Genomic DNA, 14,336 nt, shown 5'->3' with positions numbered 1-14,336 from the left:
GGAGAGTAGATGTCTACGCGCAAATTAATTGTGGTATTGCTGTGTGTTTTGGGCGTGGCCTCTTGTGCGAGTACGCCGCCAGTTAACGATGCTAGGGCGAATTTAAGCCCCAAAGAGCTGGAGTTGACGCGGAATAAAGAATTTGAACAGCTGACGGCAACGTATACGTACTGGTCGAAAGCGTTGGAAGGTGCAGAGTCGCTGCGCATCTATGCCCCAGAGAATTACCGAGAAATGATGTCGTCTTGGAAGAGCGCTCATGACCTTTTTATTGAGATCCGCAAAGATCCCAATCAAATTGACAACAAGCACTCGGTATTTTCCAGTGAAACATACGCCGTCGGGTTTCGAGATCGCATTAATACCGTTGAGTATAACTACCGAGCGATTCAAGGCTTGAAGAAGCAAGCAGATGAACTTTTAGCGCCGGCTATGACAGAAATGGCTTACCTCCAAAAAATAGAGGCAGGTCGTTACTTTAAGCATGCGATGAATACGTTAAGCCGTGACTATCAGCGCCTGTTTGAGCACTTGGTGGTATCGGAAGTGGATCTCGCGACGAACTATCAAGAACGTTTTCTTGATCATGCCAAAGCCCTTGAGATACGCGTGATTGATGCGAAGTACGTGAAACCACTAGAGCAAAAGCTTGCGACATTAGCGAGTGCTCGTTACAACGTTTTGGCGCCGGTGAGTTTTGGTTATGTGGAGCAGGGCATTCAGGAACTGTCTGAGTTTGTCACACAATCACCACGCGCGTTTGTCGAGATTGATGAACAAGTGGAACGAATCGATTTTCAATTTCGACGTTTAGAGTCTGTTGTGCAAGAAGTGACGAAACTTATCAATGTAGAGAAGTCTCAGTTTGAGCCGTTTGTGCTTGAGGCAGAATCTCGAATGCACCACATTTCCTCTGCCGCGAAAGGCAATGACTATCGTGATCAGTCGTTATCAGCGCAGTCGAGTCGCATTGCTCATGATGTGGAGCGCTTGAAGGCGGCTGACAACACCCGAGCGCTCAAGAAGGAAAATGCATTGCTGAAACAGCAAATTACATTGCTTCAGAAGCGCAGTGACAGTGTTGTCTCTCCTGATGAGGCGCAGGTAGCCCAAGATGTTGCCGCGCAAAATAGAGCTGAAATAGAGACGTTGAAAAAGCTGGTCAGCGCCCTTCAGGAACAAGCTGAGTAAGCTTTCCAAAACGCCGCGATTGCGGCGTTTTTTGTTTCTAACTCCCAATCTTATCTCCAAGCGCTCGCTTCATTAACTCAATGATTGAGCGCCGCTTTTTCCTACGCGCCTATTTGTCCTAACCACCATATTTGGTAAATAACATTTTACCGCCAAATAAATCTTGCTTTATTGATGGATTGGAGTGATTATCCGCGCCCGTTTTAATTGTCACAAAATATGTAAGAGAAAAATGGAAATCAATCAATTTGATGCGCTGTTGCCACCACAAATGGCAGAGCGTGCAGCAGAAGCTGGCGTAGGTAAAGCGACAAAAGATCCGATGAAGTCTTTCCTGTTAGCAATCACGGCAGGTCTGCACATTGGTATTGCGTTTATTTTTTACACCACCATCACGACAGGAGCCGGAGACCTACCCTGGGGACTGACTCGTTTTCTTGGTGGCCTGGCGTTCAGTTTGGGTTTGGTTCTGGTCATTATTACCGGTGGTGAACTGTTTACCAGCTCCGTGTTGACCCTTGTGGCAAGAGCGAGTGGCAAAATTACCTGGCGTGCCCTGTTTAAAAACTGGATGGTGGTTTACGTTGGCAACATGCTAGGTGCATTGTTCCTTGTAGGTATTATGTTGACGGCAAAGCAATACATGTTTGATGGCGGTCAGGTAGGCCTTAACACCATGCATATTGCCCAGCACAAGCTTCATCACGATTTTTGGCAAGCGGTAGCACTTGGCATCATGTGTAACGTATTGGTCTGTGTTGCGGTATGGATGACGTTTAGTGGTCGTACTTTGACTGATAAGATCATCGTGATGGTATTGCCGGTGGCGATGTTTGTCTCAGCAGGTTTTGAACACTGCATAGCGAACATGTTTCAAGTACCGATGGCGATTGGCATCAAAAATCTCGCATCACCTGAGTTTTGGCAAGCCATAGGTGCGACACCGGCAGAGTTTGCGGATCTAAACCTAATGACGTTTGTTGTGAATAACCTAATCCCAGTGACGTTAGGTAACATCATCGGCGGTGGCGTGTTTGTTGGCATGTTGTATTGGTTGATCTACTTACGCGACTAAATTCACTGCGATTAGATCCACTACGATCCAACAGATGCCCAGTTCTATGTAGAAAGTAGTTGTATGCAGAAAGCAGTTGGATACAGAGCAAAAAGGGCGTCTACGCCCTTTTTTAATGCCTGTCAGTTATTAGTGAGCCATCCTGTGCAAGCCAACCTTTTGAGAGGTTGAAAGGTGAAGAGAGGCCATAGCCATGATCATCGGCATCATTGAGTGCGTCGGGTGTGTCGATAAGCCAATTGCGAGCGACATCGTCTTGACTCGGCCTTGTACATAATTCATCCAACATCTTTGTCATCCTTGAGTTGCTTAGCTTTCAGAATCCTGTGCGACGAGGCAACTTCGCTATTTGCCCCTTGTTTTGCTGATAAATTAACCATAATTGATGACAAGAACATGACGCTGGGGATCTTTTGGCCGTTTACAGGCATGTATATTGATAAATAGCGTAACTTCAGAGACTTGGTTATCCACATATCCTGTGGATAACCTGGTTCAAACTTAGTGAGTAACCGCGAAAAGTGCTGAATTAGCCACTTGTTTGGGGACGAATTTTTGGCTTCCCAGAGGCATCGAATCCTCGATAGACCACAAGGTTTAAGCAGACGACGATAGAAATACTCATCATGACCCAAATAGCCACCATAATGACCAGCTGATACTTCACAGCTACGACCGGACTCGCACCGCCTAAAATTTGACCAGTCATCATCCCTGGCAGTGAGACCAGTCCAGTTGTGGCCATTGTAGCCAGAATAGGCGCTAGGGATTTCTGAAGCGAAACTCGGACAAAAGGCAATGTGGCGATAGAAATCGGCGCCCCAAGTGCGATGGAGGCTTGATACTCGCTCCAACGGTTTTCTAACGCGCTGTAGAAGTTCTGAAGCGCAACAATGTTCCCTCCTAAGCTATTACCAAGCAGCATGCCGGATAAAGGTATCGCGTATTGCGCGCTATAGAATGGGTCTGGTTGTACAGTGACAAGGCAAAGCAATGCCAGAATTGGGAAAAGCCCAATACACAGTGCAAATACCAAAAAGCTGACAACCGGCCGTTTTGGTAGTTTTGACTTTGCGGCTATCGCGTTAGCACCGACGATAATCATCACCAGCAACCACACCAAGTTGACGACAAAGCTATCTAAGTAAAACAAATATTCAAGATAGAGCCCCACCAGAGCTAACTGGATTGCCATTCGAATAAGCCCAACAGTGGCATCTTTTCCTATTTCTAGCTTGTAGTAGTTGTTGATGGCGTAGGGGATGAGCAAGGTGGTAGCGAATAGCGCGATCTGCCACCAACTGATATCAATAACTTGCTGCATGTCATGCTCTGTATCTGGGGAAGTTAGTGTCAAAAGTGTACCCAAATTGGCCTCATCATTCACGTGGTTTAAATACGCCTGGAGTAACAAAAAAACAACAAACTACGTGCTATTGGGGAGGGAGACAGGCTAAAAAAGCTGGTGGAGTTATTGGTAAGAATGTGTAATTGTTGTGGTTATGTAGCTATATTTACATGTGGGCAACAGTATTAATCTGTCATATCTGTTCATAACTTTACACATCAATCTTTAATTAAATACAACTCGGGATGAACTCAAAAAACTGTTGATTAACAAGGGATGAGAGGACGGAATTGATTGAACCTTACTCCTAGTATGGTTTAGCATTTTCCCATAGATGTTTTAAATAATTGAGTGTCCTTCGTGGAATACTCGTGGACTGGACAACATACAATATAGGCAAATGTATGAGTGATGTTAACAAAGTAGAAAGTGCGGAAAAGCACGGGATGGAGTGGAAGTCGTTTTTCTTCATCTGTGCCGTATTTTTCCCTCTGTTGAGTGTGGCTATCGTTGGTGGCTACGGATTTATCGTTTGGATGCTCCAAATGTTCGTTTTCGGCCCTCCAGGCGTGCATGGCTAATTTGTAGCCAAACCCGTTCAACAAGTTTCAAGAGAGTTAGTCATGAAATCCTTTTTAATTAAACTTTGGCGCACCATCAGCCGCCCTGCAGTTCACATCAGCCTTGGTGTGCTAACCGCGGGTGGTTTCGTTGCTGGTGTGGTTTTCTGGGGTGGTTTTAACACCGCGCTTGAAGCAACTAACACAGAAGAGTTCTGTATCAGCTGTCACACCATGCGTGACAATGTATACGTCGAGCTTCAAGAAACCGTTCACTGGAAAAACCACTCAGGTGTTCGTGCCACTTGTCCTGATTGCCACGTTCCACATAACTGGACAGATAAAATTGCACGTAAAATGCAGGCTTCAAAAGAAGTCTTTGCACAGGTTTTTGGCGATTTAGATACCCCAGAAAAATTCGAAGCGCGTCGTCTAGAGCTAGCGCGCCATGAATGGGATCGTTTCTCTGCCAACAAATCTCTAGAGTGTAAAAACTGTCACAACTATGAGTCTATGGACTTTGAGCAAATGTCTCCGACTGCTCGCATTCAAATGAAGTCAGCGGCTGAGCGTGATCAAAGCTGTGTAGACTGCCATAAAGGTATTGCACACAACCTGCCTAAAGATATGGCAGCGGCAAGTGGTATTGTTGGTGACCTAGAGCAAGTAGCAAGCAGCACGTCTTACTCGAAAGGTCAGAGCGTCGTGTCTATTCGTCACCTACCACTTTACACCGATGAAACAGGTTCAACGGAAGCGGGTCTACTTAGCCCTGCAAGTAAAGTTGAAATCTTGGATGTTAAAGGTGACATGATCAAAGTTGAAATCGATGGTTGGCGTAAAGCGAAAGGCTTTGGCCGCGTGATTCAAGAAGACTTTGGTAAGAACATCTCAACAGCCATTCTTTCTCGTGAAGTGTCACAAGGCGCTGACGTGAATGTGGGCGAGAAGAAAGAAGACGAGCTAACGGGTCTTCCTTGGGAAGAAGTTGCCGTTGACCTATGGATGAAACAAGAGTCTATGGTGACTGACTTCACTCCAATTTGGAACGCAGCTGGTGAAGCGTATCAAACCAACTGTTCTACTTGTCATACACAACCTGACGTTGCGCACTTCAGTGCAAACGGCTGGGTAGGCATGCTAGACGGTATGATCGCGTTTGTGAACTTCGACACTGATACAGAAGCACTTGTTCTGAAGTATCTACAGAAGCACTCTTCAGATTACTCTGAAGGCCACCACTAATAAACGTCAATTGGAGTTAAAAAATGGCAATTACAAGAAGAAGCTTCCTTAAAGGCGTGGCGGGTTCGAGTGCAGCAACACTGATAGGTCCGAGCCTACTGGCGTCAGCGACGGCAAGCGCTGCAGAAACAGACGGCACTTGGAAAGTATCTGGTTCACACTGGGGCGCGTTTCGCGCCCGAGTGTGGGGCGGCAAAGTTCAAGAGATCAAACCGCTAGAAGTGGATAAATACCCAACAGACATGTTGAACGGTATTAAAGGCATTATTTACAGCCCATCTCGTGTTCGTTACCCAATGGTTCGCCTTGATTGGCTGAAGAAGCACAAGTACGCACCTGAGACGCGCGGTAACAACCGTTTTGTGCGTGTGACTTGGGATGAAGCGCTAGATTTGTTCTACCGTGAACTTGAGCGCGTGCAAAAAGACTACGGTCCATATGCTCTGCACACGGGTCAAACAGGTTGGCGTCAAACCGGCCAAATGCACAGCTGTACTAACCATATGATGCGTGCGATGGGTCTGCACGGTTACTCAGTTAAGAAAGTGGGTGACTACTCAACAGGTGCGGGTCAAACCATCCTGCCATACGTGCTGGGCTCGACGGAAGTTTACGCTCAGGGTACGTCTTGGGAGCTTATCCTAGAGAACAGTGACAACATTATTCTTTGGGCAAACGACCCAGTGAAAAACCTTCAAGTTGGTTGGACATGTGAAACGCATGAGTCGTTTGCATACCTAGAGCAGCTTAAAGAGAAAGTCGCTAAAAAAGAAATCAACGTTATCTCGGTTGACCCTGTTAAAAACAAAACGCAGCGTTACCTAGAAAACGACCACATGTATGTGAACCCACAAACGGACGTAGCCTTTATGCTAGGTCTGGCTCACGTGCTGTACAACGAAGATCTATACGATAAGAAATTCATCGAAACGTATTGCCTAGGTTTTGATGATTTCATTAAGTATGTTCAAGGTGAAACCAAAGATCGCGTGGAGAAGACGCCTGAATGGGCTGCTGAGATTTGTGGTGTACCCGCCGACAAGATCCGTGAGTTTGCTCGTATGCTGGTTAACGGTCGTACGCAAATCCTGTTCGGCTGGTGTGTTCAGCGTCAAGAACACGGTGAGCAACCATACTGGATGGGTGCAGTACTGGCTTCAATGATTGGTCAGATCGGTCTACCAGGTGGCGGTGTGTCTTATGGTCACCACTACTCAGGTATCGGTGTTCCTTCAACAGGGTTTGCCGCTCCAGGCTCGTTCCCGTTGAACATCGATCAAGGCCAAACACCTAAATACACTAACCAAGATTACAAAGGCTACAGCCGCGTAATCCCAGTTGCTCGTTGGGTGGACAGCCTTTTAGAGCCAGGTAAGAAGATCAACTCAAATGGTTCGGTTGTGACACTGCCTGACATCAAGATGATGGTATTTAGTGGTAATAACCCTTGGCATCACCACCAAGATCGCAACCGCATGAAGAAAGCGTTCCGCAGCCTTCATACTGTTGTGGCGATTGATTTTGCTTGGACTGCAACGTGCCGCCACTCTGACATCGTGCTACCAGCATGTACTCAGTGGGAACGTAACGATATTGACGGTTACGGTGCGTACTCAGGCCGTGGTCTGATTGCGATGCATAAGCTTGTCGACCCGCTATTCCAGTCTAAGACTGACTTCCAAATCATGACGGAACTTACTCGTCGTTGGGGGCGCTCTGAAGACTACACGCGTGGCATGACAGAAATGGAGTGGGTGAAATCACTTTACGACAACTGTAAAGAAGCCAACAAAGGTAAGTTTGAACTTCCAGAGTTTGCTGAGTTCTGGGAAAAAGGCTTCCTAGACTTCGGTACAGGTAAACCTTGGGTTCGTCACGCAGATTTCCGTGAAGATCCAGAGATCAATGCATTGGGTACACCATCTGGCTTTATCGAGATCACGAGCCGTACTATCGGCAACATGAACTACGAACACTGCCAAGAGCACCCAATGTGGTTTGAAAAGTCAGAACGTTCGCATGGCGGTCCTGGCTCTGAAAAACACCCGTACTGGCTACAATCTTGCCACCCGGACAAGCGTCTGCACTCACAGATGTGTGAATCAGAAGAGTTCCGTGCGACATACACCGTACAAGGTCGCGAGCCGATTTACATCAACCCAACAGATGCTAAAGCCAAAGGCATCAAAGATGGCGATGTGGTTCGCGTATTTAACGACCGCGGTCAACTACTGGCAGGTGCGGTTGTAACCGACAGCTTTGCTTCAGGCGTGGTTCGTATTGAAGAGGGCGCATGGTATGGTCCACTTAACGAGAAAATTGGCGCATTGGATACCTATGGCGATCCAAACACCCTGACGCAAGATATCCCATCGTCGGAGCTTGCGCAGGCAACGTCAGCGAACACTTGTTTGGTGGACTTTGAGAAGTTTGTAGGCAAACTTCCACCAGTGACCTCGTTCGGCGGCCCGATCGAAGTGGTATAATGCAGGTAAGTGCTAACTAGTACACAAAACCCATCGGAAACGATGGGTTTTTTTATACCTGACAATATACTCATTAGGTAACCTATTTAATTGTTGAGTAACAATGACTGAGTATATTTCTGTTTTACCAGAGCTCGATGCTTTGGCGATCAATCCCGACATTGAGATTAAGTTAGAAGGCTCTGAGTTAACGTGTCACTATCGCAGCGTTTTTCCGCGCGCCTTGCCTTCTCAAACGGCGTTACTGCGTTTTGAAAACCAAGTAGAAACAGGCGCTCAACTGCTTGGTGATGGGTTTCAGATGCTCTGCCAGACGGCTGGCTCACCGACAGCTTTAGTGGATGTCGGCCGCTGTCCTGACAATAACGCCAGTTATCGGCTCTATCCGCAGGATGCACCTAAACGCTTTTACAACTACCTAGTTGTGGAGCAGTCAACCGGCTTTCAATTGTACGGTTTCACATCCTGCCATCGCTTTGCCGGCTACTTTGAGCTTGATCAGACACATCACGGCATTGATGTGGTGGCTTACATCGACGGCGAAGAGAGCGAACCACAGTTTTGGGAGACCAATCAACTAGAATCGCTTGTTGTGATCCATGGGAGCAGTTTAGAAAGTGTCTATGAGCGGTATGCTCAGCACATTGCCAACCATCACCCGGCTCGAAGTGGTGTCACGCAGTCGAGCCCAATCGGATGGTGTTCGTGGTATGCCTACTATGCCGAAGTCACTAAACAAAATGTCATCGACAACACGCAAATCATGACAGAGCAGCTTAGTGACTTACAGTGGGTATTGCTCGATGATGGCTATCAAGCTTTTATGGGAGATTGGCTAACGCCTTCTGATAAGTTCGAGGGTGGAGTGAAATCGCTCATTGCGGAGATCCGAGCTCAAGGCAGAAAGCCTGCCATTTGGCTAGCGCCGTTTATTGCTCAAGCGGAATCAGAGATTTTCCAGCAGCATCCAGAGTGGTTTTTGAAACACCCATCTGGTGAGCTTTTGAAAGCGGAAGACATCACCTATGGCGGTTGGCGCTGCACACCTTGGTATATTTTGGATGCGACACATCCAGAGGTGCAAGCACATTTAACTCGTGTTGTTAAAGTGATGCGCGAAGAATGGGGCGTAGAGCTTTTCAAACTTGATGCAAACTACTGGGGCACTCTAAAAGGCGTGCGTCATCAAAGAGGGGCGACGGGTATTGAAGCTTATCGTCTTGGGATGGCAGCGATCAACGAAGGGGCTGGCGATGCGCTTGTACTCGGCTGTAACGCGCCAATGTGGCCTTCTCTTGGGCTAGTCGATGCGATGCGAGTGTCCGATGATGTTGAGCGACATGTAGAGCGTTTTGAGCAAATCGCGAAAGAGACGTTCTATCGTAGTTGGCAACATCAGCGCTTGTGGCTTATTGACCCAGATTGCGCTACGTTCACTTCACTTCCGAATCAAGGCGCTGACCGCAGCGCGTATGAGTTTCATCGTAACGTGCTTTTAGCGGCGGGTGGCTTGCTGCTTTCAGGTGACCCTCTGCCTGAACTAACGCCTTTTGCGGAGGAAACGTTGGCACGGCTGATCGCTCGTCAGCATCAAACCAGTCGCGCTTCAGTCTTTAGCTCATTGACCCTTAATCATGCCACGCTTAAGTTGTCCGAAGAAAGACGCTTGCATAGCCTATTTCATTACAATGATGTGGTCAGTGAGTACACCCTAACTACCGAGTTTCCAAGTGATTGGTACGATTTTTGGACTGGTGAGAAGCTCAACCAAGAGCCTGCTCAGATACAGATCGTCCCTATAAACCAAGGACTCAGTAGTCGAGCGGTCGTATCAATCGTTCACTTGCCGGTGGCGTAAAGGGCGCGGTTAGACTTCAAACAGCCAATAGTACCCATATCCTACTATGAGCGCTGGTAGCGCAGAGTAAAAGGTCGCTACCAGTGCTGCTTTAGGCGCCAGCGCAATTGCTGGGAACAAAGCGTCTCCATCATTAGAAAGTGCATTCGATATCTGTGCAGACATTGGCACAACACCGCCAAGATATAAGCTGGTCACCAGTATTTGTGGTCCACAACCTGGAAGCAAGCCCACGAGCATACCGATCAGCGGCATGTAAACACCGTAACCTGATAGCGAACTCGCCATATCGATGTTGGCGAAATGAATCGATAATTCGAAAGCGAGAAATGCTACGATCACCCAAGCGCTGACAAAGTGCGTATCTTGCGCTGCTTTTTGCATTGGGTGTGAGGCAGGGCGTTTGTCATCTTCAGCTACAGCACTCTGATAATCCTTAATCTCTTTGGTAAATGCCCACAGAAACATCATCACGACGGCGAGTACCGCACCGACCCATTCAATCGTGCCCTCTGGGAGACTGAAAACCGCATTGACGTTAACTTGAAATGACATAGCGAAGGCAATCGCAACGGTTGGGACGATGAGCCAAGTCCAAAATAGCCCTTGTAGATTGATTGCTCTGTGCTGCAAAGGGTTCGCTGCGTTTTGCGAGCAACAATCAACGCTTGCTGCCAGACTATTGACCATATTACTCATTTTGCTGTCTGGATTAGGTCTTAGGAAGTCATCGGCGTGAATGCGATTGACGATTAAACCTGTGATGGCTCCGACAACAACGCCAAGCGCCATCATTCCAAGTCCAACACTTGGCTGACTGGCTATCAATAAGAACGCGGCATCACCCATAGTGGCAGTCAGTACGGCAACAACAGAGCCAAACCCCACGCGGCCAGCAACAAACTGGGTGGTGACGATGATGGCGCCTCCACAGCCTGGAAGGGCGCCGAGCATTGAAGATATCAATACCTGGTAGGTGGGTGATTGATGGTAAAGCGCCACCATTCGGTGCTGACTTGACATCATGCGGGCGACTTGGTGGTAGATGACTAAGGTGAAAGCAACATACGTCGATACTGCCCAAAATGCATCCGCGAGGGCATTCATCGTAACGTCACGCGTTGCGCTTGTGATGAGCAACAGTGTCAGAGCGATCGGGAGAATCAAGCGTTTATACTTAGGCTTGAATTGGTCAACGCTGAGGCCATTGACGACAGTAGAGTTTGTCATGTGAAGCATAACTTTTACCGATAGTAAATGAGAATTATTCTCAATTATATACTGATGATAATAATTCTCAATGGCGTTTGTGTATTTTATTTACCTTCTATGAAGGGGAAAGAATCCCGCTAATCGCACATCAACCGATGACAAATCGAGAAAATCAGGTAAAGTATCGCCCCTGTGAGAGTAATACAGGCGAACTCGCCTGAATGATCAGAATTAGTTAGGAAGCAAAATGATTTTAGTTGTCGGTCATAAAAACCCAGATAGTGATAGCATTTGTGGTGCACTTGTTGCCGCAGAACTTCTAAAGGCTCGTGGTCTTGAAGCGACGCCAGTTCGTCAAGGCGAGATTAACCGTGAGACGCAACACATTCTTGCAACAGCAGGCGTTGACCAACCAGAACTACGCACAAGCGTTGCTGGTGAAAAAGTTTGGCTAGTAGACTACACAGATCTAGCGCAAGCACCAGACGATATCAACGAAGCAGAAATCCTAGGTATTGTTGACCACCACCGTCTAGGTGATGTGATGACAGTAAACCCTCTTGAAGCTTGGATCTGGCCTGTAGGTTGTACTTGTACCATCCTATTTAACCTATTCAAGATGGAGCAAGCAGAAATCACTCGCCCACTAGCGGTTCTAATGATGTCTGCAATCCTATCTGACACAGTAGGCTTCGCATCTCCAACTTGTACTCAAAAAGACAAAGATGCGGTTCTAGAGCTAGCACAAATCGCTGGTGTTGAAGATCTAGACGCGTTCATCAAAGATCTACTGATCGCTAAAACAAACATTGAAGGTCTATCTGCTGCTGAACTAGTAGAAAAAGATCTTAAAGCGTACCCATTCAATGGTCGTGATGTGGTTGTTGGTCAGGTTGAGCTTGCGACACTTGAGCAAGTTGATGGCATGATCGAAGCACTAGAAGCTGACCTAACTCGCCGCTGCGAAGAAGAAGGTCTGGCTTTCGCCGCAGTGATGCTAACTGACATCACAACCGCTCAAACTCGTCTAATCTCCAAAGGTGAGTGGGCTGAGAAACTGGTTAAGCATGAGAAAAACGGCATGCTTATGATGGAAAATACACTAAGCCGTAAGAAACAAGGCTGGCCTTGGCTGCAAAACGAGCTAGTGTAACTTTTCACTAAGTCTTACAAAGCCCTAGTTACCGTGACTTAACGTCATAGGTGCTGGGGCTTTTTAATTCCGCTATTCTAAAGTTAAACTTAACCTTTAGAGCTACAAATAATCAAAAAGGCGCGCTGCAATGGCATTAGAACAACATCAAATTGATGAGATCTCTCGTTACGATGAAGAGAAGAGACTGAAGTACAGTGTAAAAACCATGGTGCAAGAACGTCAAATTTGGATCCTGACTGACGAACACGGCTGCGTGATGCTCAACACCGAAGATGAAGATTGCGTGCCTGTATGGCCGAATCAAGAGTTTGCGGAGCAATGGGCGACGGGCGAATGGGATAACTGCAAAGCCGAAGCGATTTCACTGAACAAGTGGCACAGTCGCTGGACGTATGGCTTAGAAGACGATGAGCTTGCCGTGGTTGTATTTCCTAATCAAAACGAGGAAGGCGTGGTGCTATTCCCAGACGAGTTTGACTTTGAGTTAAAAAAACAGGCGAGTAAAACGCGCTGAAAACTGGCACCAATAAAGCGTAATCAGGCATTTCACACAGTAGGCAGAAAAACAAACATAAGGTAGACTTATCATCCCTTTACTTCTGCTTACTGTTTGTTATGTCGCGACTTTTTTTACTTATCTCTAGTTTAGTATTTACTTCCTTTAGTCATGCTTCCAACAAAGAAGCGTGGGACACGTTCAGCGACATTGGGGCTTATGGTCTTGTGGGACTGGCCGCAGCAATGCCCGCCTATCAAAAAGATTGGGAAGGGGTTTGGCAAGCTGGCCTGAGTATTGGTTCCGCTTCTGCGATTGGTCTGATTGGCAAACATACCATTGACGCGCCGCGTCCAGACGGCAGCGACAACAAAAGCTTCCCTTCGAATCACACCGCGAACGCCTTCGCATCCGCAACAACCCTTTATATCCGTCAAGGATGGCAAGTCGGTCTGCCTGCCTATGGTATGGCAGCCATGGTAGGGGTAGGACGCGTGCAAGCGGACAAACACTATTGGCGAGACGTAGCGGCGGGTGCTGCCCTTGGCGTCTTGACGGGCTGGGTATTCACCGACAAGTTAGATGAAAACCTTCAGGTGATTCCTTATGCAAGCTCGCGTTCGGCAGGAGTGTCATTGACGTACGTTTGGTAACACTGCACTGTGATAGCAGCCAATAAAAAGCCCGGCAGTGCTGGGCTTTAAGCGATTACTGGTGGCGTTAGTCACGCTTCCAAAGGATATGGCAGAACTTATTGTCAGGATCACGGCTTACGAGCAAGCGCGCAAACACATCATCTAAGACATCGTTTTCTTCGTTCACAAGACCAATGCGGACTTCTGCATAGCTCTCATCAACGTCAAAGCCAACGTGCTCCACCCAATCTGCGCCAGTTTCAACAATCTCCGCTGCACCGCGGTCATCAAATTGCGCAGTGAAAAGGATGACGTCGGCAGCTTCCAGATTATCTGGTGCCATCTCTAGGAAGATATCGTATGCCGCTTCAATCACGTCATCGTATGAAATCAGTTCTGACATAACTTACGCTCGGTTCATGTATTTGCGTTCTGCAGTGTTGATCACTACGCGGTCACCCTGGGCGATGTACTCAGGTACTTGCACTGTCAGGCCTGTTGATAGACGAGCTGGCTTAGTACGAGCAGACGCTGAAGCACCTTTGATTGAAGGGTCAGTTTCTTCGATCACTAGCTCAACAGACGATGGTAGCTCAAGGCCAACCGCACTGCCGTTCACTAGGATAACTTGAACACCTTGTGTGTCTTCGTTGATGAACAGTAGATCATCTTCGATGTCATCGTGCTTGAACGTGAACTGGCTGTAGTCTTCGTTGTCCATGAAGATGTACTCATCGCCATCAACGTAAGAGAAAGTCACGTTGCGCTTGTTCATTTCTACCGTTTCAAGCGTGTCATCTGATTTGAAACGCTCATCAACTCTAGAGCCTGTTGCCAAATCAGTACAACGTAGCTTGTAGATCTTTGCGCCGCCACGGCCACCAGGAGTGGTGACTTCGATATCTTTGATTAGCAACGTTTTGCCATTTGACTCAATCGCAAAACCTTTTTTAAGCTCACTTGCCTTAGGCATGGAATATTTCCTTCGTTTTTTTGTTTAGACAGTCAATTATACGTTCGAAATCTAGGTTTGCTCAAGAAGGGAATGACGTCTCAAGCACGACAATTCAACGT

Annotated in this window: 14 protein-coding genes; 9 read left to right on the top strand and 5 right to left on the bottom strand. The window is 47.3% G+C overall.

Annotation, left to right across the window (positions count from 1 at the left end; translation table 11 throughout):
• The first annotated feature begins 9 nt into the window (after positions 1 to 9).
• Together ACVA6Q_RS20985 and focA are read left to right on the top strand one after the other, a co-directional pair.
• On the top strand, positions 10 to 1,191 hold the full coding sequence (locus tag ACVA6Q_RS20985) for a hypothetical protein (protein WP_446648839.1): 1,182 nt from the start codon (positions 10 to 12) through the stop codon (positions 1,189 to 1,191).
• Positions 1,192 to 1,423: 232 nt separating this feature from the next.
• Positions 1,424 to 2,266, top strand: coding sequence for a formate transporter FocA (gene focA / locus ACVA6Q_RS20980; RefSeq protein ID WP_353498390.1), 843 nt, complete (start codon positions 1,424 to 1,426; stop codon positions 2,264 to 2,266).
• 112 nt (positions 2,267 to 2,378) lie between these two features.
• On the opposite strand, the gene ACVA6Q_RS20975 is transcribed toward focA, so the two are convergent.
• Entirely contained in the window at positions 2,379 to 2,555 is a 177-nt protein-coding gene (locus ACVA6Q_RS20975) for a hypothetical protein (RefSeq protein WP_353498391.1), read from the bottom strand.
• A gap of 240 nt (positions 2,556 to 2,795) precedes the next feature.
• A complete protein-coding gene (locus ACVA6Q_RS20970; RefSeq protein ID WP_446648838.1) occupies positions 2,796 to 3,590 on the bottom strand; it encodes an ABC transporter permease in 795 nt (264 codons plus the stop codon).
• 428 nt (positions 3,591 to 4,018) lie between these two features.
• Between ACVA6Q_RS20970 and torE the strand changes: the two genes are divergently transcribed.
• From torE to ACVA6Q_RS20950, 4 genes are all read left to right on the top strand, one after another.
• The gene (gene torE / locus ACVA6Q_RS20965; RefSeq protein ID WP_042499363.1) at positions 4,019 to 4,195 is read left to right on the top strand and encodes a trimethylamine N-oxide reductase system protein TorE; all 177 of its coding nucleotides are present in this window, start codon (positions 4,019 to 4,021) and stop codon (positions 4,193 to 4,195) included.
• A gap of 42 nt (positions 4,196 to 4,237) precedes the next feature.
• The gene (torC, locus tag ACVA6Q_RS20960; RefSeq protein WP_353498392.1) at positions 4,238 to 5,419 is read left to right on the top strand and encodes a pentaheme c-type cytochrome TorC; all 1,182 of its coding nucleotides are present in this window, start codon (positions 4,238 to 4,240) and stop codon (positions 5,417 to 5,419) included.
• Positions 5,420 to 5,442: 23 nt separating this feature from the next.
• A complete protein-coding gene (torA, locus tag ACVA6Q_RS20955; protein ID WP_446648837.1) occupies positions 5,443 to 7,905 on the top strand; it encodes a trimethylamine-N-oxide reductase TorA in 2,463 nt (820 codons plus the stop codon).
• Positions 7,906 to 8,008: 103 nt separating this feature from the next.
• Positions 8,009 to 9,763 carry a glycoside hydrolase family 36 protein gene (locus ACVA6Q_RS20950; protein WP_446648836.1) on the top strand — a complete coding sequence of 585 codons (1,755 nt, stop codon included), beginning with the start codon at positions 8,009 to 8,011 and terminating at the stop codon, positions 9,761 to 9,763.
• Positions 9,764 to 9,772: 9 nt separating this feature from the next.
• On the opposite strand, the gene ACVA6Q_RS20945 is transcribed toward ACVA6Q_RS20950, so the two are convergent.
• Positions 9,773 to 10,993, bottom strand: a complete 1,221-nt coding sequence (locus ACVA6Q_RS20945; RefSeq protein WP_446648835.1) for a putative manganese transporter — start codon at positions 10,991 to 10,993, stop codon at positions 9,773 to 9,775.
• 229 nt (positions 10,994 to 11,222) lie between these two features.
• Between ACVA6Q_RS20945 and ACVA6Q_RS20940 the strand changes: the two genes are divergently transcribed.
• The 3 genes from ACVA6Q_RS20940 (at position 11,223) to ACVA6Q_RS20930 (ending at position 13,280) form a co-directional block, all read left to right on the top strand.
• A complete protein-coding gene (locus ACVA6Q_RS20940) occupies positions 11,223 to 12,128 on the top strand; it encodes a manganese-dependent inorganic pyrophosphatase (protein WP_446648834.1) in 906 nt (301 codons plus the stop codon).
• Positions 12,129 to 12,258: 130 nt separating this feature from the next.
• The gene (locus ACVA6Q_RS20935) at positions 12,259 to 12,645 is read left to right on the top strand and encodes a DUF2750 domain-containing protein (protein WP_042499372.1); all 387 of its coding nucleotides are present in this window, start codon (positions 12,259 to 12,261) and stop codon (positions 12,643 to 12,645) included.
• 101 nt (positions 12,646 to 12,746) lie between these two features.
• Positions 12,747 to 13,280: a phosphatase PAP2 family protein gene (locus ACVA6Q_RS20930; protein WP_353498397.1), complete on the top strand. Its 534-nt coding sequence runs from the start codon at positions 12,747 to 12,749 to the stop codon at positions 13,278 to 13,280.
• A 67-nt stretch (positions 13,281 to 13,347) separates the two neighbouring features.
• Here the strand turns inward: ACVA6Q_RS20930 and ACVA6Q_RS20925 are convergent, their stop codons facing one another.
• Positions 13,348 to 13,665, bottom strand: a complete 318-nt coding sequence (locus tag ACVA6Q_RS20925; RefSeq protein WP_338164042.1) for an HI1450 family dsDNA-mimic protein — start codon at positions 13,663 to 13,665, stop codon at positions 13,348 to 13,350.
• A gap of 3 nt (positions 13,666 to 13,668) precedes the next feature.
• On the bottom strand, positions 13,669 to 14,235 hold the full coding sequence (gene efpL / locus ACVA6Q_RS20920; protein WP_042499378.1) for an elongation factor P-like protein EfpL: 567 nt from the start codon (positions 14,233 to 14,235) through the stop codon (positions 13,669 to 13,671).
• Positions 14,236 to 14,336: the final 101 nt, after the last annotated feature.

The organism is Vibrio sp. DNB22_10_4 (assembly GCF_052879755.1).
The sequence above is the reverse complement of the archived record's forward strand: the minus strand, read 5'-3'. Positions and strand labels throughout refer to the sequence as shown.

What these genes read in the sequence shown, in the direction of transcription:
- focA (WP_353498390.1), top strand. Translation starts at nt 1,424, where the DNA reads ATGGAAATCAATCAATTTGATGCGCTGTTGCCACCACAAATGGCAGAG.
- ACVA6Q_RS20985 (WP_446648839.1), top strand. Translation starts at nt 10, where the DNA reads ATGTCTACGCGCAAATTAATTGTGGTATTGCTGTGTGTTTTGGGCGTG.
- ACVA6Q_RS20970 (WP_446648838.1), bottom strand. Translation starts at nt 3,590, where the DNA reads ATGCAGCAAGTTATTGATATCAGTTGGTGGCAGATCGCGCTATTCGCT.
- ACVA6Q_RS20930 (WP_353498397.1), top strand. Translation starts at nt 12,747, where the DNA reads ATGTCGCGACTTTTTTTACTTATCTCTAGTTTAGTATTTACTTCCTTT.
- torE (WP_042499363.1), top strand. Translation starts at nt 4,019, where the DNA reads ATGAGTGATGTTAACAAAGTAGAAAGTGCGGAAAAGCACGGGATGGAG.
- torC (WP_353498392.1), top strand. Translation starts at nt 4,238, where the DNA reads ATGAAATCCTTTTTAATTAAACTTTGGCGCACCATCAGCCGCCCTGCA.
- ACVA6Q_RS20950 (WP_446648836.1), top strand. Translation starts at nt 8,009, where the DNA reads ATGACTGAGTATATTTCTGTTTTACCAGAGCTCGATGCTTTGGCGATC.
- torA (WP_446648837.1), top strand. Translation starts at nt 5,443, where the DNA reads ATGGCAATTACAAGAAGAAGCTTCCTTAAAGGCGTGGCGGGTTCGAGT.
- ACVA6Q_RS20925 (WP_338164042.1), bottom strand. Translation starts at nt 13,665, where the DNA reads ATGTCAGAACTGATTTCATACGATGACGTGATTGAAGCGGCATACGAT.
- ACVA6Q_RS20940 (WP_446648834.1), top strand. Translation starts at nt 11,223, where the DNA reads ATGATTTTAGTTGTCGGTCATAAAAACCCAGATAGTGATAGCATTTGT.
- ACVA6Q_RS20945 (WP_446648835.1), bottom strand. Translation starts at nt 10,993, where the DNA reads ATGACAAACTCTACTGTCGTCAATGGCCTCAGCGTTGACCAATTCAAG.
- efpL (WP_042499378.1), bottom strand. Translation starts at nt 14,235, where the DNA reads ATGCCTAAGGCAAGTGAGCTTAAAAAAGGTTTTGCGATTGAGTCAAAT.
- ACVA6Q_RS20975 (WP_353498391.1), bottom strand. Translation starts at nt 2,555, where the DNA reads ATGTTGGATGAATTATGTACAAGGCCGAGTCAAGACGATGTCGCTCGC.
- ACVA6Q_RS20935 (WP_042499372.1), top strand. Translation starts at nt 12,259, where the DNA reads ATGGCATTAGAACAACATCAAATTGATGAGATCTCTCGTTACGATGAA.